We start from the raw sequence: 20151 nt of genomic DNA, 5'->3' as shown, positions 1-20151 counted from the left end.
CCGCCCGGGCGGGCGCGGCGGCCACCGGCCCGTACGGTCTCCCGGCGCCCCGGCGCGGCGCTCCGGGCCGGGACGCGACTGTAGGGACCCGACAGAGAGGCCCGTGTGCCACTGTCGGTGCCCGATTGCCCGACCGGAGACACGGACCGATAGGTTTTCGGGGAAGCCCGCCTGTCCCGCAGGAGTCGCGCAGGGGGTTCCGACCGCTATCGAAAGGGTGATCCGTTGAGCCGCTCGGTTCTCGTCACCGGAGGAAACCGGGGCATCGGCCTCGCCATCGCCCGCGCTTTCGCCGACGCGGGCGACAAGGTCGCGATCACGTACCGCTCGGGGGAGCCCCCGGAGGGGTTCCTCGCCGTCAAGTGCGACATCACCGACGCCGAGCAGGTGGAGCAGGCCTACAAGGAGATCGAGGAGACCCACGGTCCCGTCGAGGTCCTCGTCGCCAACGCCGGCGTCACCAAGGACCAGCTCCTGATGCGCATGTCCGAGGAGGACTTCACGTCCGTCCTGGACACCAACCTCACCGGCACCTTCCGGGTCGTGAAGCGCGCCAACCGCGCCATGCTGCGGGCCAAGAAGGGCCGCGTCGTCCTGATCTCCTCGGTGGTGGGCCTCCTCGGCTCGGCCGGGCAGGCGAACTACGCCGCCTCCAAGGCCGGCCTCGTCGGCTTCGCGCGCTCCCTCGCCCGTGAGCTGGGCTCGCGCAACATCACCTTCAACGTCGTCGCCCCCGGCTTCGTCGACACCGACATGACCAAGGTGCTCAGCGACGAGCAGCGCGCCGGCATCGTGTCGCAGGTGCCGCTCGGCCGGTACGCGCAGCCGGAGGAGATCGCCGCGACGGTGCGGTTCCTCGCCTCGGACGACGCCTCGTACATCACTGGAGCCGTCATTCCCGTTGACGGCGGACTGGGAATGGGTCACTGATCACCATGAGCGGAATTCTCGAGGGCAAGCGCGTCCTGATCACCGGTGTGCTGATGGAGTCCTCCATCGCCTTCCACGCCGCCAAGCTGGCCCAGGAGCAGGGCGCGGAGATCATCCTGACCGCGTTCCCGCGGCCCACGCTGACCGAGCGCATCGCCAAGAAGCTGCCGAAGCCCACGAAGGTCATCGAGCTGGACGTCACCAACGACGAGCACCTCGCGCGCCTGGCCGACGTGGTCGGCGAGGAGCTGGGCGGCCTGGACGGCGTCGTGCACTCCATCGGCTTCGCGCCCCAGGACGCCCTCGGCGGCAACTTCCTGAACACGCCGTTCGAGTCGGTGGCCACCGCCATGCACGTCTCGGCGTTCTCCCTGAAGTCGCTGACCATGGCCTGCCTGCCGCTGATGCAGAACGGCGGCTCGGTCGTCGGCCTCACCTTCGACGCCCAGTACGCCTGGCCGCAGTACGACTGGATGGGCCCGGCCAAGGCCGCCCTGGAGGCCACCAACCGCTACCTCGCCCGCGACCTGGGCAAGCAGAACGTGCGCTCCAACCTCATCTCCGCCGGGCCGATCGGCTCGATGGCCGCCAAGTCCATCCCGGGCTTCTCCGAGCTGGCGTCCGTCTGGGACACCCGTGCGCCCCTGGAGTGGGACCTGAAGGACCCCGAGCCGGCCGGCCGCGGCATCGTCGCCCTGCTGAGCGACTGGTTCCCGAAGACCACGGGCGAGATCATCCACGTGGACGGCGGACTGCACGCGATCGGCGCGTGACCGCCCGCGCGCCGTCCGGGTGACGGCCGCGCACGCCGGACGACCCTGGTGACGTCCCGTCCCCCGCCGCGGCGCGGGGGGCGGGACGTCACCCGTTCGGCCCACCCGCCGGGCGCGGCGGACGGGTGACCGCGCACTGTGGAGTACGCGTCCCGTACGCGCCGCCGCCGAGCACGGCCGAGGAGGTCTTCCTTGTGCGCCTGTTCACCCGCTTCGTCCTCGTGCCGGTCGCGCTGGCCCTGCTGGTCGCGCTGCCCGGCGACGCCGCCTCGCACCCCGCCGGCGTCCGGGCGCCCGCGCCGCAGCCCTTCGGCGCGGCCTGCCGCACCGCGGTCGAGGGATCGCGTGTCACCGTGTACTGCCACAACCCCTATCCGGCACCGGACCGGCTCCGGCTGCACGTCGAGTGCGTCCGGTGGTGGGACATCGACAGCGACGGCGCCCCCGTCACGGCGGGACCGGCCGAGACCGTACGGCTGACCGCACGGTGCTGGAAGGAGGTCCAGGGTGCGTGGATCACCCACCGGCGCTGACGTCGGCGGGGCGGCCGGGGCGGCACACCACCGGGTAGTCCGCGGCCTCCGCGGCGGCCGCCGCGGCGTCGCCCGCGCGGATCGCGTCGACGAGCGGCGCGTGGTCCATGTACGTCTCCGGGGTCAGCTCCTCGCCGACGTCGCCGCGCAGCCAGTCGCGCAGCACCTCGCCCAGGTCCGCGTACATCGCCGTCATCACGTCGTTGTGGGACGCCGCCACCACCGCCAGGTGGAACGTCGCGTCGGCGGCCACGAAGGCCTCCTTGTCGCCCGACTCCCAGGCCTCCTCGCGGCGCAGGAGGAGCGCGTCCAGCTGCTTCAGGTCGCGCTCGGTGCGCCGCAGGGCGGCCAGCTTGGCGGCGCCCGACTCCAGCGTGGAGCGCAGCTCGGCGACGTGCCGCGGGGCGGCGTCGGCGAAGCGCCGGTGCATCACGCCCGCCAGCTCGCTCGTCGCCACGACGTACGTGCCCGAGCCCTGGCGGATGTCGAGCAGGCCGTTGTGCGCGAGCGCGCGCACGGCCTCGCGGACGGTGTTGCGGGCCACGCCCAGCTGCTCGACCAGCTCGGGCTCGGTGGGGATGCGGGAGCCGACCGGCCACTCGCCCGAGGTGATCTGGGTGCGCAGCTCGTTGATGACCTGCTCGGACAGCACCGAACGGCGGGGGTGGCTCAGCGGCATGACGGTCCTTCGCGCCGGGACGGGGGCGGATGTCAGTGGATTGTGCCCCATGGCACTCCACGAGGACGTGGACAGCCAATCATCCCATGATTCTATGATGGGGCTCATGAGTGGCGAGGAGACGCGGACGGCGACGTCCGCACCGATACGTGCGGCCGACGGCCCCGGCCGGAGCACCGGCGACAGGCCCCGTCCCCGGGGCGCGGCGTCCGTGACGGCCGCCCCGCGCGCGTGGGCGACGCGGCTGGTCGTCGCCGGCATCGTGCTCTCGGCCCTGAACCTGCGCCCCGCCATCACGAGCCTCGGTGCACTCCTGGAGGACGTGCGCGACGGGCTCGGCATGAGCGGCAGCGTCGCCGGGCTGCTCACCTCCGTGCCGTCGCTGTGCTTCGCCCTCTTCGGCGTCATGGCGCCGCGGCTGGCCCGCCGCTTCGGGCCCGCCGCGGTCGTCTGCGCGGGCATGGTCGCGATCACCGCCGGCCTGCTGATCCGGCCGTACGCCGGCGGCACCCCCGTCTTCCTGGTGGCCAGCGCGCTGGCCCTCATGGGCATCGCGGTCAGCAACGTCCTGATGCCGGTCATCGTCAAGCGCTGGTTCCCCGACCGCGTCGGCTCCATGACCGGCCTGTACTCGATGGCGCTCGCCCTGGGCACCTCCGTCGCGGCGGCGGTCACCGTGCCGGTGGCCGACGCGCTGGGCGGCTGGCGGCCCGGCCTGGCCGTCTGGGCCGCGCTCGCCGCGGCGGCGGTCCTGCCGTGGCTCCCGCTCGTCCGCGACCGGGGGCGGACGCCGGCCGGGAGGTCCGTGGCCGGGACGGCCCCCGCGGGCGAGGAACAGGCACCGGCGCAGGCGGCCTCCGGCCCCGCGGGTCCTGAGGAGACCCCCGAAGGGCCGGGCGGCACCTCCGCGCACGCGGAGACCGCGAGGCTCCGCATCACCCGCAGCCGCACCGCCTGGGCGCTCGCGGTCTTCTTCGGGCTCCAGGCCACCGCCGCGTACATCACGATGGGCTGGATGGCGCAGATCTTCCGGGACGCGGGCGTCCCGGCGGGCACCTCCGGGCTGCTGCTGGCGCTGACGATGGTCGTGGGCGTGCCGCTGGGGTTCGTGATCCCCCGGGTCGCCGGCCGGCTGCCGCACCAGGGCCCGGTCGTCGTCCTCATCGGCCTGTGCGGCCTCGCCGGGTACGCGGGCCTGTACTTCGCGCCGGAGGGCGGCGCCTGGCTGTGGGCGCTGCTGCTCGGCATCTCCAACTGCGCGTTCCCGCTGGCGCTCACCATGGTCGGCATGCGGGCCAGGACCGGGGCGGGCGTCGCCCAGCTGTCGGCCTTCGCGCAGAGCACCGGCTATCTGATCTCGATCCCCGGCCCGCTGCTGGTGGGCGTGCTCTACCAGCACAGCGGCGGCTGGGGGCTGCCGATCGCCCTCATGGCCGCCCTGATGGTCCCGCAGATCGTGGTGGGCTTCCTCGCCGGACGCAACCGGGTGGTGGAGGACGAGGCGGCGGCCTGAGCGCGGCACGGTACCGGGGGCACGCACACGGCGTACGGCCCGGACGAGGCGTGCGGCGCTGCGCACGGCGTACGGCTCGCGCAGGGTGCACGACGTACGGCCTACGGCCCGGGCACGGCCTACGGCCCGGGCACGGCGTACGGCCCGGGCACGGCGTCGCGGCGCCGACCGGGTACTGCCGCGGCGCCGGCCGGGTGCGGCGTCGCGGCGACGGGTGGCGCGAGTCCGCCGGCCGTGCGCGACGCGCGGGCTCAGACGACCCCTGCGGCCCGCGGAGGGGCGGAGGGTGCGAGACTGTCCGCATGCCTGTGCTCGACCCGAACCCCCAGAACGGCCAGAAGAAGATGCTGCTCGTCTTCGGCGCGATGCTGGCCATCACCGTGGTCATCGGAGTGATCGCATCCATCGCCGCCCCCTGACCCGTGCCCTCCGCCACGGCCCCGCCCGTCCCGCGGACGGGTACGGCCGCCCGGGTACGGAGGGTGGGGTTAACCCCCCTGCCCCCTAGGGGGTGAGACTCAGGGTCAAGTGGGTGGATCACCGGATGGGGTGGGCGGCGGGGAGTCCGTACCTTCGAGATGTGGCCGGGGCGGACGGGGGCCACGGACCACTCGAGGACCCACGGAGGCACCATGTCGGCCGGCACGGACACCCGGTTCCATCCCGCGACCACGGGCGGCGCGGAGACCCGGCTGCGCTGGTGGGCCCTGGCCCTCCCGGCCCTGGCCTTCGCCGTGCTCCTGCTGCTGATGGCCCACCCCGCGGACGCCCCGGCGGCGGGCGCGGAGCCGGCGCTCGCCCACTTCCTGGAGCGCGTGCAGCAGGCGATGGCGCGGTGAGGGACGGCGACGGGGTCTGAGGACGGTCGCGGGGCTCTGGGAGACGGGTGGCGCGGCCCCTGGGACCCCGGCCTTTTCCGCCCTGCCCCGCCCCTCAGGCACGCCGCCCGCGCCGGGCCTCTCCGCCGTCCGGCCCCGGCGCGTCCACGGACACCGCCCTCGCGCCGGAACCTCCCGCCGTCCGGCGCCCGCCCCGCCCCTCGTGGCCGCCGTTCCCGCCGGCCCCTCCACCGTCCGGCCCCCGGCCCGTCACCCCTGCACCGCGGGCGGTCGACCCGTTTTCCGTACCGCCTCCGGGCGGCCCCCGCTCCCGTCGGTGCCGCCGTCACCGGCTTCGCCGGATCGGCCCGTCAACTCCCTGCGCCCTGTGGCGTGTTTCATGCGAAGCTGGGACCCATGAGCGTCGCAGAACCCCGCAGGATTGTCCTTTTCCGGCATGCGAAGGCCGACTGGCCCCAGGTCGCCGACCACGAGCGGCCGCTCGCCGACCGGGGCCGCAAGGACGCCGCCGTCGCCGGGCGCAGGCTGGCCGACACCGGCATCCCCTTCGACCTGGCCCTCTGCTCCACCGCGACCCGGACCCGCGAGACCTGGAAGCTCGCCGTCCAGGAGTTCCCGCAGCGGCCGAAAACCGTCTACGAGGAGCGGATCTACGAGGCCACGCCGGGCGAGCTGATCGCGCTGCTGAACGAGATGCCGGACGACGTCCAGAACGTGGTCCTCATCGGCCACAATCCCGGCATCCAGGGCCTCGCGGAGATCATTCCGGGCAGGGCCGAGGGCGACGCGCGGGACCGGATGGGCCGTCGCGGTTTCCCCGCCGCGGCCTTCGCCGTGTTCTCCCTCGACGGCTCCTGGAAGGCCCTGGAGCCCGGGACGGCCACCCTGCTCGACTACTGGGCGCCGACCGAGTAGCGGTCGCGGTCGCATCCTTGTACGAGAAAGGCCCGGCGCCGTGGGGTGCCGGGCCGCCCCGCCCGGTGCGGGTCGCGCCCCGGGTCGCGACCCGAGGGCTCAGTTCTCCTGGGAGTCCGCCGCCTCGACCTCTTCGCGGGAGATGCCCAGCAGGTACAGGACCGTGTCGAGGAAGGGGACGTTCACCGCGGTGTGGGCGGCCTGGCGGACCACCGGCTTGGCGTTGAAGGCGACGCCGAGCCCCGCGGAGTTCAGCATGTCGAGGTCGTTGGCGCCGTCGCCGATCGCCACGGTCTGCGCGAGCGGGACCCCCGCCTCGGCCGCGAAGCGACGCAGCAGCCGGGCCTTCCCGGCCCGGTCCACGATCTCGCCGGTGACCTTGCCGGTGAGCTTCCCGTCCACGATCTCCAGCGTGTTGGCCTGCGCGAAGTCGAGGCCGAGCCGCTCCCGTAGATCGTCCGTGACCTGGGTGAACCCGCCCGAGACGACGCCCACCTGGTAGCCGAGCCGCTTCAGCGTACGGATCAGGGTGCGGGCGCCCGGCGTCAGCCGGACCTCGCTGCGCACCTTGTCCACCACGGAGGCGTCGAGCCCCTCCAGCAGCGCCACGCGCGCGTGCAGCGACTGCTCGAAGTCCAGCTCGCCCCGCATCGCCGCGGCCGTCACCTCGGCCACCTGCTCCTCGCACCCGGCGTGGGCGGCGAAGAGCTCGATCACCTCGTCCTGGATGAGGGTGGAGTCCACGTCCATGACGACCAGCCGCTGGGCGCGCCGGTGCAGGCCCGCCGAGACCACCGCGATGTCGACGCCGAGCGCCGCCGCCTCGGTCGCCAGGGCCGTGCGCAGCGCCTCGGTCTCCGTACCCGACACCGCGAACTCCACCGCCGTCACCGGATACTTGGCGAGCCGGAAGACGCGGTCGATGTTGCCGCCGGTCGAGGTGATCCGCGCGGCGATCGCGGCCGTGGACTCCGCGGTCAGCGGGTGCCCGAGCACGGTGACGAGCGACCGCCCGTGGCCGCGCGGGCGGTTGTCGCCGATCCCGGAGATGATCTCCGCCTGCAGCCTCATCGAGTCCGCCCAGCTGTGGACGGTGGCCCGCAGGTCGCCCTCGAGGCCCGCCGACGGCTGGGTCACGAGCGCGCACAGCACGATCCGGCCACGGGTGACGACCTGTTCGATGTCGACCACGTCGACCGAGTAGGCGGCGAGGGTGTCGAAGAGCCCGGCGGTGATCCCGGGACGGTCCTTGCCGAAGATCTTGACGAGGAGAGTGGGGACGTCAGAGGTCTGCGAAGCGCTCATGATGCTCCAACCGTATCCGGCGCCCCAGGCGGTCCGCCCCTGTGGTCCGCCTGGCGGACAGCGAACAGCGGGTGTCCGTCCGGTGGCCGGTTCCCGTGTCCGCGGCCTTCCTCGTGTCCCGCCCGGGAGACTCGGGGCGGGCGTGTGCCCGCCGGCCTCCGGAACGTGTCGTTCCACCGGCGGGCCGGCAACCGCGTCCTCGGCCTCGGCCGGCCGGGGCGAGCGGCGACGGCCCCGGCGGGTCATGAGGTGAGAGCGGGCGGTGCCGTGAGGGGGAGGGGCCGCGCCCGCGCTCGCGGTCCGTCCGGGCGGATGCCCCGAGCGGTGCGCGCACTCGGTGCGCTCCGCGCGGTACGGCTGCTCCGTGAGGCGTCACGGTGCGCCGGCCGGGGACCCGGTCGCCGTCCCGGGCGGAGCCGCCCGACCCGCCCCGGCCGGACCCTTATGACCCGGGTCACCGGGCCTTCACGACCGGGGCCGCCCGGACCCTCACGACCTGGATCACCGGACCTTCGGAGCGAGCCGGCTCCGCTGCCCCTCGTCTCATCGCCGCCCGCGCGGTGTCCCCGGCGGGGGCGGCCCCTCCCCGGACGGCGGAGGCGGCGGCTTCGGTCGGGGCCGCGGGCGGGGAGTCCGCGGCGGCGTCAGCGGCCCGGCCACCGTGGGCGCCCCGTGCACGTCGGGCGGCCGCCCCTCCCCGGGCCGCCCGGGAGCCTCGGGGGGCCGGGCGTCCTCAGGTTCTTCGGCTTCCTCCGGTTCCTCCGGCTCCGGCGGCGGTGCCTGCGGCGGGCGCAGCCCTTCGGGCAGGCGCAAGTAGGGGTTCGTGTCCGGGTTCACCGGACGGTAGGGAGTCGTCGGCCGGTACGGGCCCGCCCCACCGGACGGCGCCGGTCCCGGCACTGAAGCGTTCGGCACCGAGGCGTTCGGCACCGAAGCACCGGCCACCGGAGTGTCAGCCGCCCCGGGCGCCTGCCCCGCCCCGCCCGGGATCCCCGCCCCCGCACCTCCCGTCCTCGGAATTCCCGGCCCCGGAACCGGAGCCCCCGGCCCCGGAGCCGCCCGCCCTGGCGCCCCCGCAGGGAGGATCTCCGTACCCGTGTCCCTGGGCACCGCTCCCGGACCCGGAGCCGCCCGACCCTGAGCCCCTGCATGGAGGACCGCCGTACCCGTGTCCCCGGGCACCGCTCCCGGACCGCCTCGCGTCCCACCCCGTGCCGCAGGCGCCGCCCGCCGTCCCGCGGCTCCGCACGCGTACGCGAGCAGCGCACCCGCCGCCCCCGCGCCCGCGCCCCACACCGCGCCGAGCAGCAGGGCCGCGCCGGGGTGTCCGTGCAGGTCGAGCCCGGCGCCGAAGGCGTCGAAGCCGAGGACCGACAGCGAGGCGGTCGCGGACACGTCCGTCAGCCGGACCAGCAGCGGGAGCGTCAGCGCCGTCAGGACGCCGAGCCGCAGCGCGCAGCGCCCCGCGAAGCCGAGCGGCCCGTCGCCCCGCGCCCCCGCCGCTCCCGGCGGCGCCCCTCCGCCTCGCGCGTGCAGGTCTCCCCGTGCGTACAGGTCCGCGCCCCCCGCGTACGGACCGCCCGCGTCCCGCCCGAGGGGATACCCCGCGTCCCGTGTGCGCGCAGCCCGTACGAACGGCGTCCGCACCGCCGTGAGCACCCCCGCGTACAGCATCGTCAGGGCCGCCGCGGCCGCCAGCAGCCAGACCCGGCCGTCCAGTTCGGCGAGCCGGCCCACGGTGACGGGCCGCTCGGCGCCGGCGCGCAGGAGGTCGTCGAGGGGGTCGGGCAGAAGCGCTCCCAGCGTGCCGGTGGCCCGGCCGTCCCAGGGCACGAGGAGTCCGAGGAGAACGCCCAGCCAGGCGCCATTGGGCGCGCCGAGGAGCGCGGCGCCCACGACGCGCCGCGGGTGCGCGTCGCCGATCGCCGCGTACGCCGCCGCCGCGAGTGCCGCGACGACCGCCACCAGCACCGCCGTGACCAGCGCGGACGCCGCCGGGCGCACCACGCGGTGCACCGCGTCCCAGCCGCGCGGCAGCGGTGTGCGGCGCGAGGCCAGCAGCGCGACCACCAGCACGCCGGCCACCCAGACCAGGCCGCCGAGCAGCGTGGGCACCAGGTCGACGGTGAACCCGACCGTGGCCTTCGCGTCGGCGAGCTCCCCGAGCCGGTCCGGCAGCAGCCCGCCGATGTCACCGACGCCGCCGATGTCGCCGAGTCCGCCGGGCAGGTCGCCGGTGAGGCCGGAGCCGCCGCCCGGCCCCGCCGCGCCGTCGAGCCCGAGCGCCGCTCCGTCGAACGTGATCACGTCGTGCCCGGCCCGGGCCAGGCCGCCCAGCGTCGCCACGAAGAGCCCGGCCACCGCGCAGGCGCGGGCGGCGAGTTCGGCGGGCGCGACCACCGCGCCCGCGCCCCGCAGCGAGCGCAGGAAGAAGGCGGAGAGCAGGAGCGCACCCACCAGCCCCACGCCCAGTGGCGTGATCCTGAGGGCGGTCGCCGCCTCCATGTCCGACAGGCCGAACGCCGAGAGGTCGCCGGAGGGCGTCACCGAACCGCCCGCCCCGAGCGCCACGACCGCCGCCGCCATCGGCCCGAGCGCGCCCGCCGCGTCCGCGTCCAGCAGGTGCAGGCCGAGCGCCGCCGTCCCGGCCATCCCGATCAACGCCCAGCTCACGGCGGCGATCGCGGTGAGCAGCACATCACCCCAGGGAATCCGCCGGCCCCGGCTCGCGGTCTCGTCGCTCATCCTCGGCCCCCCGGTCCGCGCCGCGGTCTCGCCACCGAGGATGTCCTCCTCGTGTGGGATTACCACTCTCCGGGCCGGTTTCGGGCGCGTCAACGGCCACGGGCGAGCAGCCCCTGCCCGCCCGTCGCAAGGCCCGGATTTCAGTCAGGGGGCCGAGCCTGAAATAGTTCCCCCCGATGTTCGACATCCCTAGACTCCCTGCGACGGGGGTAACTCGGGGGACAACTCAGTGGGGCATGGAGTGCCGGAACTCGTACTGGAATTGAATGGACGGACCTGGACGCTCGACGCGTCCAGGTCGTACGCCCTGGGACGCGATCCGCAGGGGGACATCGTGCTCGACGACGCCAGGGTGTCCTGGCGGCACGCCACCATCGGCTGGGACGGCCGGAGCTGGATCGTCGAGGACCACGGCAGCACCAACGGCACGTTCGTGCAGGGCCGCAGGGTGAGCCGGACCGAGATCGGCCCCGGTGCGGCCGTGCACTTCGGCAACGCGACCGACGGCCCGCGGCTGACCGCCTCCGGCGCGGGCGCGCCCGCCGCCGCCGGTGCCGGTGCGAGCGCCGCCGCCGTCGCCGCGCCGCAGCAGGCGCAGCAGTACGCCCAGCCCCAGCAGCCGTACGCGGCGCAGGGCGCGGACGCCGGCCGGTACGCGCAGGCGCAGCAGCAGCAGACCCCGTACCCGCCGCAGGGCCACGTCCCGCAGCAGTACGCACCCGGTGAGGGCGCGGGGGCGCCGCCGGTCTACGGCGACCGCAGCCCCACAACGTTCCACCAGCTCGCCCTCGGCCGCGTCATGCGCATCGGCCGCGCCCTGGAGAACGAGCTGGTCGTCTCCGACCTCCAGGTCTCGCGCCACCACGCCGAGTTCCACGCGACGCCCGACGGCCGCTTCGAGATCCGCGACCTCGGCTCGCACAACGGCACGTACGTCAACGGCCAGCCGATCGCCAAGGGCGGCACGCAGCTGCTCGGCCCGACCGACATCGTCGGCGTCGGCCACTCGACGTTCCGGATCGTCGGCGACCGGCTCGAGGAGTTCGTCGACACCGGTGAGGTCTCCTTCTCGGCCAGACACCTCACCGTCACGGTCGACGGCGGCAAGCAGATCCTCAAGGACGTCTCCTTCGGCGTCCCGGAGAAGTCGCTCATCGCGGTCATCGGTCCCTCCGGCTCCGGCAAGTCGACGCTCCTGAAGGCCCTCACGGGCTACCGCCCCGCCAACCAGGGCGACGTCCTCTACGACAACCGGAACCTCTACAAGCAGTTCGCCGAGCTGCGCCAGCGCATAGGCCTGGTCCCGCAGGACGACATCCTGCACAAGGAACTGACCGTCAAGAAGGCGCTCAAGTACGCGGCCAAGCTGCGCTTCCCCGCGGACACCACGGCCGCCGAGCGCGAGGCCCGCATCGACGAGGTGCTGCGCGAGCTGAAGCTGGACATCCACAAGGAGAAGAAGGTCACCTCCCTCTCCGGCGGCCAGCGCAAGCGCGTCTCGGTGGCCCTGGAGCTGCTCACCAAGCCGTCGCTGATCTTCCTGGACGAGCCGACCTCCGGCCTCGACCCGGGCATGGACCGCGACGTCATGCAGCTGCTGCGCGGCCTCGCCGACGACGGCCGCACGGTCCTCGTCGTCACGCACTCCGTGGCCGAGCTGGCGATCTGCGACAAGCTCCTGGTGATGGCGCCGGGCGGCTCGGTCGCCTACTTCGGCCCGCCGGAGGAGGCGCTGAACTTCTTCGGCTACGAGACCTGGGCCGACGTCTTCTCCGCCTTCGAGAACTACCGCGACTACGACTGGGCGGGCCGCTGGAAGGGCTCGCAGCACTACCAGATGTACGCCGCGGACATCGACGCCGTCGCCCCGCAGTCCGCGCCCGTGGCCCCGCCGCAGGCGATCAGGCCGCCCAAGCCGCAGGGCTGGGGCTCGCAGCTGATGACGCTGATCCGGCGGTACGTGTCGGTCATCGCCTCCGACAAGGGCTTCCTGGCGCTGACGGTGATCCTGCCGGCGGTGCTGGGCGCGGTGAGCCTGCTCATCGACCCGGACCGCGGCCTGCTGGTGAACCCGCCGAACCCCAAGACGGGCATCAGCACCCCGAACGGAACGGCCACCACCGTCCTGCTGATCCTCGCGGTCGGCGCCTGCTTCGCGGGCGCGGCCAACTCCGTCCGTGAGCTGATCAAGGAACGGGTGATCTACGAGCGGGAGCGCGCGACCGGTCTGTCCCGGTCCGCGTACCTGATGTCGAAGGTGATCGTGCTCGGCACCATCACGGTGCTGCAGGGCCTCATGGTCGGCGCCATCGGCTTCTCCAGCCGGGAGATCCCCGAGGAGGGCCTCGTCCTCGGCAACGCCGTGCTCCTGGAGCTGTCCCTGCCGATCATGGCGCTCGGCTTCACCTCGATGATGTTCGGCCTGATCATCTCCTCGCTGGTGAAGACCGCCGAGAAGACCATGCCGCTGCTGGTGATGTTCGCGATCATCCAGGTCGTCTTCACGGGCTGCCTGTTCATCCTGCACGGCACCGCCGGCGTCAACGAGTTCTCGTACCTGATGCCGTCGCGCTGGGCGGTCGCGGCCGCCGGCACCACGCTGGACTTCAACAGGATCAACCCGAACACCGACGACCCGGCCAGCACGGACCCGCTGTGGGACCACGAGGCCTCGGCCTGGGGCATCGACATGGCGGCCCTGCTCGCACTCGGCGCCCTGTGCGGCTTCTTCGTCGCCCGCTTCCTGCGGCGCCACGAGCCGGAGGTCATGCGCAAGTAGGCTCCGCGCGCACACGCGAAGGGCGGCACCCCGAGGGGGTGCCGCCCTTCGCCGTCCCCACCGGCGAGACCGCGAGAGGTCCGCGCGGGATCTCAGTAGGCGCTGTTGACGTTGTCGATCGAGCCGTACCGGTGGGCCGCGTAGTTGGCGGCGGCCGTGAGGTTGGCGACCGGGTCGTACTGGCTCCAGGCCGTGCCCGGGACGTGGTACGCGTCGAAGGTCGGCTTGATGATCTGCAGCAGGCCGATCGAGGGGACGCCGTTGATCGCGTTGATGTCCCAGTCGTTGATCGCGTTCGGGTTGCCGGAGGACTCCCGCATGATGTTGCGGTGCAGGCCCTCGTAGGTGCCCGGGATGTCGTGCCGCTTCATGATGTCGAGCGCCTCGCGGATCCAGCCGTCGAGGTTGTTCGCGTAGGTCTTCGCGGCCGCCTGCTCGACCCGGGGGCGCTGCGCGGACCGGCTCGCGGCCTCCTCGGCCGCCCGCTCCTGCGCCGCCTTCCTCGCCGCGGCGTCCCGTGCGGCCCTGGCCTCGGCGGCCTTCTTCGCGGCGGCGGCGTCGGCGGCCTTCTTCTTCGCCTCGACGGCCTCGGCCTTGACCATGGCGCCGGCGGCCTGGTCGGTGATGCTCGCCCTGACGTCCTGGACCGGCTCGGAGTGGATCCGCTGGGCGTAGGTCGACGCGGTGGCGGCGGAGAGCTCCGTGGTGGAGCTCGCCTCGGCGCCGCCGGGCACGAGGGAGAAGGTCAGGGCGGCGGTGCCGAGGGCGGCGACGCCGGCGAGGGAGAGCCGGTGGGTCCTGGTCAGCGCGAGACCAGGGCGGGTGATGCGGTGGTACTTGGGCATGGCTGAATGGACCTCTTCGAAGTGCGGGAGGCCGCCGTGGCCGGTGGGGGACGGGCGTCGGTGGGTTCGACGTTTCCGGCACGGACGCCGCGGGAAGACTGCGGCACCAGGCGACGGTTGCAATTCTTAGCGGCCGCAAAAAACCGTGGCAAAGGTGTGACGTACGATCCGCGATAGTGGATCAGGGACGGGCGAAGCGGAACGAATTGCCCATCACTCCCGCTCACGCTGTCGTTATCTGTCTCCTATGCCCTTTCGTACGTGACCTGTGCCCTATGCGCGGGCTCACACGGGCCGCGCTTCGGTGTCACGTCGTGTTGCACGAGCAATGCGCTGGGTGACGCCCCGTGCCGGCCGTCGCGACGGGGCGGAGCGGACGCCCGGACCCGCGTCGAGGACGGCGCGGCCGGCCCCGCCCGTCCGGAAGCGGGCCGGGCCCGTCGCACCCGGGACCCGGGCCTTCCGTCCTAGGTCCCCGGACCCGGGCACCACCGCCCCCGGCCGGATACGGGGTGTCACGACCCGCCGGTACCGTGAGGGACATGAGCCACGGCCCCCGGTCCGGCCTGTCCGCGGTGAGCGCCGCGCTGCTGGCCATGAGCAGGCACCTGGAGGTGCGCGACGTCCTCAAGACGATCGTCGCCTCGGCCCGCGAGCTGCTCGACGCGAAGTACGCGGCGCTCGGAGTGCCCGACGACCACGGGGGCTTCGCCCAGTTCGTCGTCGACGGCGTCAGCGACGAGCAGTGGCGGGCCATCGGCCCGCTGCCCCGCCAGCACGGCATCCTCGCCGCGATGCTGCACGAGGCGAAGACGCAGCGCCTGGCCGACGTGCGCAAGGACCCGCGCTTCGAGGGCTGGCCGAGCGCCCACCCCGAGATGTCCGACTTCCTGGGCCTGCCCGTCCGGGACGGCGAGGAGGTCCTCGGCGCCCTCTTCCTCGCCGACAAGCAGTGCCCCAGGCCGGACGGCGGCTGCGGTTTCACCGAGGACGACGAGGAGCTGCTGTCGATCCTCGCCCAGCACGCCGCGATCGCCCTCACCAACGCCCGCCTCTACGAGCGCAGCCGGGAGCTGACGATCGCCGAGGAGCGCTCGCGTCTGGCCCACGAGCTGCACGACGCCGTCAGCCAGAAGCTGTTCTCCCTGCGCCTGACCGCCCAGGCCGCCTCCGCCCTGGTCGACCGCGACCCCCGCCGCGCCAAGAGCGAGCTGCAGCAGGTGGCCGCGCTCGCCGCCGAGGCCGCCGACGAACTGCGCGCCGCCGTCGTGGAGCTGCGCCCCGCGGCCCTCGACGAGGACGGTCTGGTCGCCACCCTGCGCACCCAGGTCCAGGTCCTCGACCGCGCCCACTCCGCGCGCGTGACGTTCGAGAGCCGGGGCGTGCGCGCCCTGCCCGCCGCCCAGGAGGAGGCCGTCCTGCGCGTCGCCCAGGAGGCGCTGCACAACGCGCTGCGCCACTCCGGGGGCGCCCGCGTGGAGGTCGTCCTCGACCGGCGCGGCTCCGGGGCGGTCCTGCGCGTGACCGACGACGGCGAGGGCTTCGACCCGGAGGCGGTGCGCAGCGCGGGACGCCACCTCGGCCTCGTCTCCATGCGGGACCGGGCCGGCGGGGTCGGCGGCCGGCTCACGGTGGAATCGGCGCCCGGCAGGGGCACCACGATCGAGATGGAGGTTCCCGGTGGCTGACGCGGTCAAGGTGCTCCTGGTCGACGACCACCAGGTCGTCCGCCGGGGCCTGCGCACCTTCCTGGAGGTGCAGGACGACATCGAGGTCGTGGGCGAGGCGGCGGACGGCGACGAGGGGGTCGCCCGCACCGAGGAGCTGCGGCCCGACGTCGTCCTCATGGACGTCAGGATGCCCGGCACGGACGGCGTCGAGGCGCTGCGCCGGCTGCGCGCGGCCGGCAACCCCGCGCGCGTGCTGATCGTCACCAGCTTCACCGAGCAGCGCACGGTGGTCCCCGCCCTGCGCGCGGGCGCCGCCGGTTACGTCTACAAGGACGTGGACCCCGACGCGCTCGCCGCGGCCATCCGCTCGGTGCACGCCGGGCACGTCCTGCTGCAGCCCGAGGTGGCCGACGCGCTGCTGTCCCAGGAGGTGCCCCAGCCGGGCCAGGGCAGGGGCGGCTCGCTCACCGACCGGGAGCGCGAGGTGCTCGGCCTGATCGCCGACGGCCGGTCCAACCGCGAGATCGCCCGCGCCCTCGTCCTGTCCGAGAAGACCGTCAAGACGCACGTGTCGAACATCCTGATGAAGCTCGACCTCGCCGACCGCACCCAGGCCGCCCTGTGGGCCGTACGGCACGGGGTGGCGGACTGATCCGCGCAGGCCGGCGCGCCGGAATGATGTGATCACCGAATGGTTGCATGAAGGACCGAGATTCATACCGTCGTGGGAATGTCCCCCGAACGGCGCATCCTCCGCGGGGCTCCGCCGTTCTCCAGTGCGTGCTGCGGCGCCTGCCGCAGTGATCACGAGGAGGGCTCAGAGACAGTGATGAACCTGAAGAAGGCCGCAGCCGTCACGATGGTGGCCGGTGGCCTGGTCGCCGCCAGTGCCGGTTTCGCCTCCGCCACCGAGGGCGGCGCGCACGCCGGGGGCACGGCCGTGAACTCGCCCGGCGTCGGTTCGGGCAACGTCGTCCAGGCCCCGGTGCACATCCCGCTGAACGTGGTGGGCAACACGGTGAACGTGGTCGGCGTGCTGAACCCGGCCTTCGGCAACCTCGGCCTCAACCACTGACGCGACCCCGGTCCGGCAGAGACCACCGGCCCCTCGGAGCCCCAGGGCCTCCGAGGGGCCGTTCCGCGTGCCGGGGGAGTCCGCGGTCCTCACCGCCGGACCCGCGGTCCTCACCGCCGGACGATCGCCGGGCAGGGGCGCCGTACGCCCCGTCAGGCCCGCCACCCCCGCTGCCGCTCGCGGTCCCGCTCCTCCACGAACGCGTTGTACGCCGCCACCTGCGCCCGCCTGGCGGTCCGCTCGACCGGCCGCAGCGCCTGCGCCCGCGCCGCCATCTCCGAGGCGCTCACGGCCCCGCCGTGCCCGCTCTCGTACGCCAGGGAGACGAGCAGCCCCACGCGCTGCGCCATCTCCAGCACCCGCACGGCGCGCGGCGGGTACCCGGGCGCCAGCAGCTCCCGCCCGCCCGTCGCCCGGCCTCCACCCGCCGGTGAGGCGCTCCGCGCCGCCCCTTCGGTCCGCGCCCGGTACGCGTCGATCGCTGCCTCCGCGACCGGCCCGGACGCCGCCACGTCCAGCCGCGACAGCACCTCCGTCGCCTCGCGCAGCGCCTCCGCCAGCTCCCGCTCGGCCTCGCCCAGGGACGGCACGTCGGCCGGCGGCGCCTCGCGCACGGGCAGGCAGTGCCAGACGACCTCCACGTGCACGTCGCCCTCGGGCCCCGCCTCGTGCACCTCCGGCACGAGGCCCAGCGCGGCCCCCTCGCAGACGACCGCCTCCTCGGCCTCCAGGGCGCGGGCGTTGAACTCCGGCGGCCCGCTCAGCCCGAGCGGGTGCCCCGGCGCGGGCAGCGCGACCCGCAGGCCCCGGGCCCCCAGGGAGCGCAGCCGCCCCAGGGCGAGCGTGAGCCCGACCGGCCCCTCCTCGCCGGGCATCCCCTCCACCCGGTGCACCGCGTCCCCGCCGGTGACGGCGTGCACGGCGTCGTCGGGGGACACAATCCCGGCCAACAGGGCGTTCCCCCATGCGGCCAGCCGTCCTGAGCGTGGTTCCGAGAGCATGCCCCCACCCTAAAAGCACCGGCCGATGGACGGGACCGCCGGGCCGGTGGCGTAGATTTCCTAGGGGACTGCGCCCACCGGCGTACGCGACGGCCGACATGCACAAGGGGAGACAACACGCTCATGAGCGATGTTCTGGAACTGGAGGACGTATCCGTGGTCCGGGAGGGCCGCGCTCTGGTGGACCAGGTCTCCTGGTCGGTCAAGGAGGGCGAGCGCTGGGCCATCCTCGGCCCGAACGGCGCGGGCAAGACGACCCTCCTGAATGTCGCGTCCAGCTACCTCTTCCCCAGCCAGGGGAGCGTCAGCATCCTCGGCGAGACCCTCGGCAAGCCGGGGACCGACGTGTTCGAGCTGCGCCCGCGCATCGGCATGGCCGGCATCGCCATGGCCGAGAAGCTCCCCAAGCGGCAGACGGTCCTGCAGACCGTGCTCACCGCCGCCTACGGCATGACCGCCGGCTGGCGCGAGGACTACGAGGACGTCGACGAGCAGCGCGCCCGCGCCTTCCTCGACCGCCTCGGCATGAGCGAGTACCTGGACCGCCGCTTCGGCACCCTCTCCGAGGGCGAGCGCAAGCGCACCCTGATCGCCCGCGCCCTGATGACCGACCCCGAGCTGCTGCTCCTCGACGAGCCCGCCGCCGGTCTCGACCTCGGCGGCCGCGAGGACCTCGTGCGCCGCCTCGGCCGGCTCGCCCGCGACCCCATCGCCCCCTCGATGATCATGGTCACCCACCATGTCGAGGAGATCGCCCCGGGCTTCACGCACGTCCTGATGATCCGCCAGGGCAAGGTGCTCGCCGCCGGCCCGATCGAGCTCGAGCTGACCTCCCGCAACCTGTCGTTGTGCTTCGGCCTCCCCCTCGTCGTCGAGCAGATCGGCGACCGCTGGACCGCCCAGGGCCTGCCGCTGTCCTGACCCGGGGCGCGGCGCCGCGGAGTCGATCTGCGCCCTGTCGTACGGGGGGTCCGCCGACCTACGATGACGAGGTGGACATCGACGCATGGGTGTGGTGGCTGATCGCTGCCGTCGGGCTGGGCATCCCGCTCGTCGTGACGGCGATGCCGGAGTTCGGGATGCTGGCCGTGGGCGCCGTCGCCGGCGCCGTCACCGCGGGGCTCGGCGGCGGCGCCGTCCTGCAGGTGGTGGTCTTCGCCGTCGTCTCGTCCGCGCTCATCGCCGTGGTGCGCCCCATAGCGGCCCGGCAGCGCTCGGAGCGCCCCCGGCTCGCCACGAACGTGGACGCGTTGAAGGGGCGCACGGCCGTCGTCCTGGAGCGGGTCGACGGCACCGGCGGCCGCATCAAGCTCGGCGGGGAGATCTGGTCGGCCCGCTCCTTCGACGCCACCCAGTCCTACGAAGTGGGCCGCGAAGTGGACGTCGTGGAGATCGACGGCGCCACCGCGGTGGTCATGTGACATCCCGTCACTTCAAGTGGCCGGAAGGACTGCCGTGGCGCGCCACGGTCTGTCAGACTCGACCAGCAAGATCTTCCGCAATCATGAGATCTTCCTACAGCCGAGGCGGAGAAGGGTACGGGGAGCCACGATGGAACCGATCATCATCGTCCTGATCATTCTGGTGGTGTTGGTCTTCATCGCGCTGATCAAGACCATCCAGGTCATCCCGCAGGCGAGCGCCGCCATCGTCGAGCGCTTCGGGCGCTACACGCGGACGCTCAACGCCGGCCTCAACATCGTCGTCCCGTTCATCGACACGATCCGCAACCGCATCGACCTCCGCGAGCAGGTCGTGCCCTTCCCGCCCCAGCCGGTGATCACCCAGGACAACCTGGTGGTCAACATCGACACGGTCATCTACTACCAGGTGACCGACGCGCGCGCGGCCACGTACGAGGTCGCCAGCTACATCCAGGCCATCGAGCAGCTCACCGTCACCACGCTGCGCAACATCATCGGCGGCATGGACCTGGAGCGCACCCTCACCTCCCGCGAGGAGATCAACGCGGCCCTGCGCGGCGTCCTCGACGAGGCCACCGGCAAGTGGGGCATCCGCGTCAACCGCGTGGAGCTCAAGGCCATCGAGCCGCCCACCTCCATCCAGGACTCGATGGAGAAGCAGATGCGCGCCGACCGTGACAAGCGCGCCGCGATCCTCACCGCCGAGGGCATCCGCCAGTCGCAGATCCTCACCGCGGAGGGCGAGAAGCAGTCCGCGATCCTGCGCGCCGAGGGCGAGGCCCGCGCCGCCGCCCTGAGGGCCGAGGGCGAGGCCCAGGCCGTCCGTACGGTCTTCGAGGCGATCCACGCCGGCGACCCGGACCAGAAGCTGCTCTCCTACCAGTACCTCCAGATGCTGCCGAAGATCGCCGAGGGCGACGCCAACAAGCTCTGGATCGTCCCCAGCGAGATCGGCGACGCCCTCAAGGGCCTGTCGGGCGCCGTCGGCAACTTCGGCGCCATGGGCGGCGGTTCGGGCGGCGCGGCGTCCGGCGTCGGTACGGAGCGCCGCGAGAAGCCGTCCGTCACGGACTGACCGCACACCCCGGACAGGGCGAGGGCCCGTCCCCCTCGGGGGACGGGCCC

Annotated in this window: 19 protein-coding genes; 14 read left to right on the top strand and 5 right to left on the bottom strand. The window is 73.7% G+C overall.

The window, feature by feature from the left end; translation table 11 throughout:
- Positions 1-225 precede the first annotated feature (225 nt).
- The 3 genes from fabG to IE271_RS17635 all read left to right on the top strand — a co-directional run bounded on the left by fabG (position 226) and on the right by IE271_RS17635 (position 2236).
- Entirely contained in the window at positions 226-930 is a 705-nt protein-coding gene (fabG, locus tag IE271_RS17645) for a 3-oxoacyl-[acyl-carrier-protein] reductase (RefSeq protein ID WP_190191293.1), read from the top strand.
- A gap of 5 nt (positions 931-935) precedes the next feature.
- Complete coding sequence (fabI, locus tag IE271_RS17640; RefSeq protein ID WP_190191292.1) at positions 936-1703, top strand: enoyl-ACP reductase FabI; 768 nt, start codon at positions 936-938, stop codon at positions 1701-1703.
- A 194-nt stretch (positions 1704-1897) separates the two neighbouring features.
- Entirely contained in the window at positions 1898-2236 is a 339-nt protein-coding gene (locus IE271_RS17635) for a hypothetical protein (protein WP_229919390.1), read from the top strand.
- Here the strand turns inward: IE271_RS17635 and IE271_RS17630 are convergent.
- A complete protein-coding gene (locus tag IE271_RS17630) occupies positions 2220-2915 on the bottom strand; it encodes a FadR/GntR family transcriptional regulator (RefSeq protein ID WP_190191291.1) in 696 nt (231 codons plus the stop codon). The genes IE271_RS17635 and IE271_RS17630 overlap by 17 nt on opposite strands.
- A 106-nt stretch (positions 2916-3021) precedes the next feature.
- Between IE271_RS17630 and IE271_RS17625 the strand changes: the two genes are divergently transcribed.
- The 4 genes from IE271_RS17625 to IE271_RS17615 all read left to right on the top strand — a co-directional run bounded on the left by IE271_RS17625 (position 3022) and on the right by IE271_RS17615 (position 6182).
- Positions 3022-4428 carry a CynX/NimT family MFS transporter gene (locus tag IE271_RS17625; RefSeq protein ID WP_373308779.1) on the top strand — a complete coding sequence of 469 codons (1407 nt, stop codon included), beginning with the start codon at positions 3022-3024 and terminating at the stop codon, positions 4426-4428.
- Between the two features lie 302 nt (positions 4429-4730).
- The gene (locus tag IE271_RS43330) at positions 4731-4847 is read left to right on the top strand and encodes an SGM_5486 family transporter-associated protein (RefSeq protein ID WP_268256198.1); all 117 of its coding nucleotides are present in this window, start codon (positions 4731-4733) and stop codon (positions 4845-4847) included.
- Between the two features lie 213 nt (positions 4848-5060).
- Positions 5061-5267 carry a hypothetical protein gene (locus IE271_RS17620; protein ID WP_190191290.1) on the top strand — a complete coding sequence of 69 codons (207 nt, stop codon included), beginning with the start codon at positions 5061-5063 and terminating at the stop codon, positions 5265-5267.
- 396 nt (positions 5268-5663) lie between these two features.
- The gene (locus IE271_RS17615) at positions 5664-6182 is read left to right on the top strand and encodes a SixA phosphatase family protein (RefSeq protein WP_190191289.1); all 519 of its coding nucleotides are present in this window, start codon (positions 5664-5666) and stop codon (positions 6180-6182) included.
- 99 nt (positions 6183-6281) lie between these two features.
- Here the strand turns inward: IE271_RS17615 and serB are convergent, their stop codons facing one another.
- A complete protein-coding gene (gene serB, locus IE271_RS17610; RefSeq protein ID WP_190191288.1) occupies positions 6282-7487 on the bottom strand; it encodes a phosphoserine phosphatase SerB in 1206 nt (401 codons plus the stop codon).
- Positions 7488-8030: 543 nt separating this feature from the next.
- Positions 8031-10232: a streptophobe family protein gene (locus tag IE271_RS17605; protein WP_190191287.1), complete on the bottom strand. Its 2202-nt coding sequence runs from the start codon at positions 10230-10232 to the stop codon at positions 8031-8033.
- A gap of 241 nt (positions 10233-10473) precedes the next feature.
- Here IE271_RS17605 and IE271_RS17600 point away from each other — a divergent pair, with 241 nt between their 5' ends.
- Complete coding sequence (locus IE271_RS17600; RefSeq protein ID WP_190191286.1) at positions 10474-13011, top strand: ABC transporter ATP-binding protein/permease; 2538 nt, start codon at positions 10474-10476, stop codon at positions 13009-13011.
- Positions 13012-13103: 92 nt separating this feature from the next.
- Here IE271_RS17600 and IE271_RS17595 read toward each other — a convergent pair whose 3' ends face one another.
- Positions 13104-13856 (bottom strand): transglycosylase SLT domain-containing protein, encoded by a 753-nt coding sequence (locus tag IE271_RS17595; RefSeq protein ID WP_190191285.1) that lies wholly within the window; start codon positions 13854-13856, stop codon positions 13104-13106.
- 542 nt (positions 13857-14398) lie between these two features.
- Here IE271_RS17595 and IE271_RS17590 point away from each other — a divergent pair.
- The 3 genes from IE271_RS17590 to IE271_RS17580 all read left to right on the top strand — a co-directional run bounded on the left by IE271_RS17590 (position 14399) and on the right by IE271_RS17580 (position 16601).
- Positions 14399-15544 (top strand): GAF domain-containing sensor histidine kinase, encoded by a 1146-nt coding sequence (locus tag IE271_RS17590; protein WP_190191284.1) that lies wholly within the window; start codon positions 14399-14401, stop codon positions 15542-15544.
- The gene (locus tag IE271_RS17585) at positions 15537-16178 is read left to right on the top strand and encodes a response regulator (RefSeq protein ID WP_190191283.1); all 642 of its coding nucleotides are present in this window, start codon (positions 15537-15539) and stop codon (positions 16176-16178) included. Before IE271_RS17590 ends, IE271_RS17585 begins: the two co-directional genes overlap by 8 nt.
- Positions 16179-16352: 174 nt before the next feature.
- Positions 16353-16601: a chaplin gene (locus tag IE271_RS17580; protein WP_190191282.1), complete on the top strand. Its 249-nt coding sequence runs from the start codon at positions 16353-16355 to the stop codon at positions 16599-16601.
- A gap of 152 nt (positions 16602-16753) precedes the next feature.
- Here the strand turns inward: IE271_RS17580 and IE271_RS17575 are convergent, their stop codons facing one another.
- Positions 16754-17602, bottom strand: coding sequence for an Rv1486c family protein (locus IE271_RS17575; protein ID WP_190191281.1), 849 nt, complete (start codon positions 17600-17602; stop codon positions 16754-16756).
- A 123-nt stretch (positions 17603-17725) separates the two neighbouring features.
- Here IE271_RS17575 and IE271_RS17570 point away from each other — a divergent pair, with 123 nt between their 5' ends.
- The 3 genes from IE271_RS17570 (at position 17726) to IE271_RS17560 (ending at position 20101) form a co-directional block, all read left to right on the top strand.
- Positions 17726-18523: an ABC transporter ATP-binding protein gene (locus IE271_RS17570; protein ID WP_190191280.1), complete on the top strand. Its 798-nt coding sequence runs from the start codon at positions 17726-17728 to the stop codon at positions 18521-18523.
- Positions 18524-18594: 71 nt separating this feature from the next.
- Positions 18595-19023, top strand: a complete 429-nt coding sequence (locus tag IE271_RS17565) for an NfeD family protein (RefSeq protein ID WP_190191279.1) — start codon at positions 18595-18597, stop codon at positions 19021-19023.
- Positions 19024-19153: 130 nt separating this feature from the next.
- Positions 19154-20101: an SPFH domain-containing protein gene (locus IE271_RS17560; RefSeq protein ID WP_190191278.1), complete on the top strand. Its 948-nt coding sequence runs from the start codon at positions 19154-19156 to the stop codon at positions 20099-20101.
- Positions 20102-20151: the final 50 nt, after the last annotated feature.

The organism is Streptomyces minutiscleroticus (genome assembly GCF_014650875.1).
Classification (GTDB): domain Bacteria; phylum Actinomycetota; class Actinomycetes; order Streptomycetales; family Streptomycetaceae; genus Streptomyces; species Streptomyces minutiscleroticus.
This window is presented reverse-complemented; position numbering and strand designations above follow the sequence as displayed.

Bases quoted from the DNA above. Each gene is read 5' to 3' on its own strand.
- fabI (WP_190191292.1), top strand. From the start codon at position 936: ATGAGCGGAATTCTCGAGGGCAAGCGCGTCCTGATCACCGGTGTGCTG.
- IE271_RS17630 (WP_190191291.1), bottom strand. From the start codon at position 2,915: ATGCCGCTGAGCCACCCCCGCCGTTCGGTGCTGTCCGAGCAGGTCATC.
- IE271_RS17625 (WP_373308779.1), top strand. From the start codon at position 3,022: ATGAGTGGCGAGGAGACGCGGACGGCGACGTCCGCACCGATACGTGCG.
- IE271_RS43330 (WP_268256198.1), top strand. From the start codon at position 4,731: ATGCCTGTGCTCGACCCGAACCCCCAGAACGGCCAGAAGAAGATGCTG.
- IE271_RS17620 (WP_190191290.1), top strand. From the start codon at position 5,061: ATGTCGGCCGGCACGGACACCCGGTTCCATCCCGCGACCACGGGCGGC.
- IE271_RS17615 (WP_190191289.1), top strand. From the start codon at position 5,664: ATGAGCGTCGCAGAACCCCGCAGGATTGTCCTTTTCCGGCATGCGAAG.
- serB (WP_190191288.1), bottom strand. From the start codon at position 7,487: ATGAGCGCTTCGCAGACCTCTGACGTCCCCACTCTCCTCGTCAAGATC.
- IE271_RS17605 (WP_190191287.1), bottom strand. From the start codon at position 10,232: ATGAGCGACGAGACCGCGAGCCGGGGCCGGCGGATTCCCTGGGGTGAT.
- IE271_RS17595 (WP_190191285.1), bottom strand. From the start codon at position 13,856: ATGCCCAAGTACCACCGCATCACCCGCCCTGGTCTCGCGCTGACCAGG.
- IE271_RS17590 (WP_190191284.1), top strand. From the start codon at position 14,399: ATGAGCCACGGCCCCCGGTCCGGCCTGTCCGCGGTGAGCGCCGCGCTG.
- IE271_RS17575 (WP_190191281.1), bottom strand. From the start codon at position 17,602: ATGCTCTCGGAACCACGCTCAGGACGGCTGGCCGCATGGGGGAACGCC.
- IE271_RS17570 (WP_190191280.1), top strand. From the start codon at position 17,726: ATGAGCGATGTTCTGGAACTGGAGGACGTATCCGTGGTCCGGGAGGGC.
- IE271_RS17560 (WP_190191278.1), top strand. From the start codon at position 19,154: ATGGAACCGATCATCATCGTCCTGATCATTCTGGTGGTGTTGGTCTTC.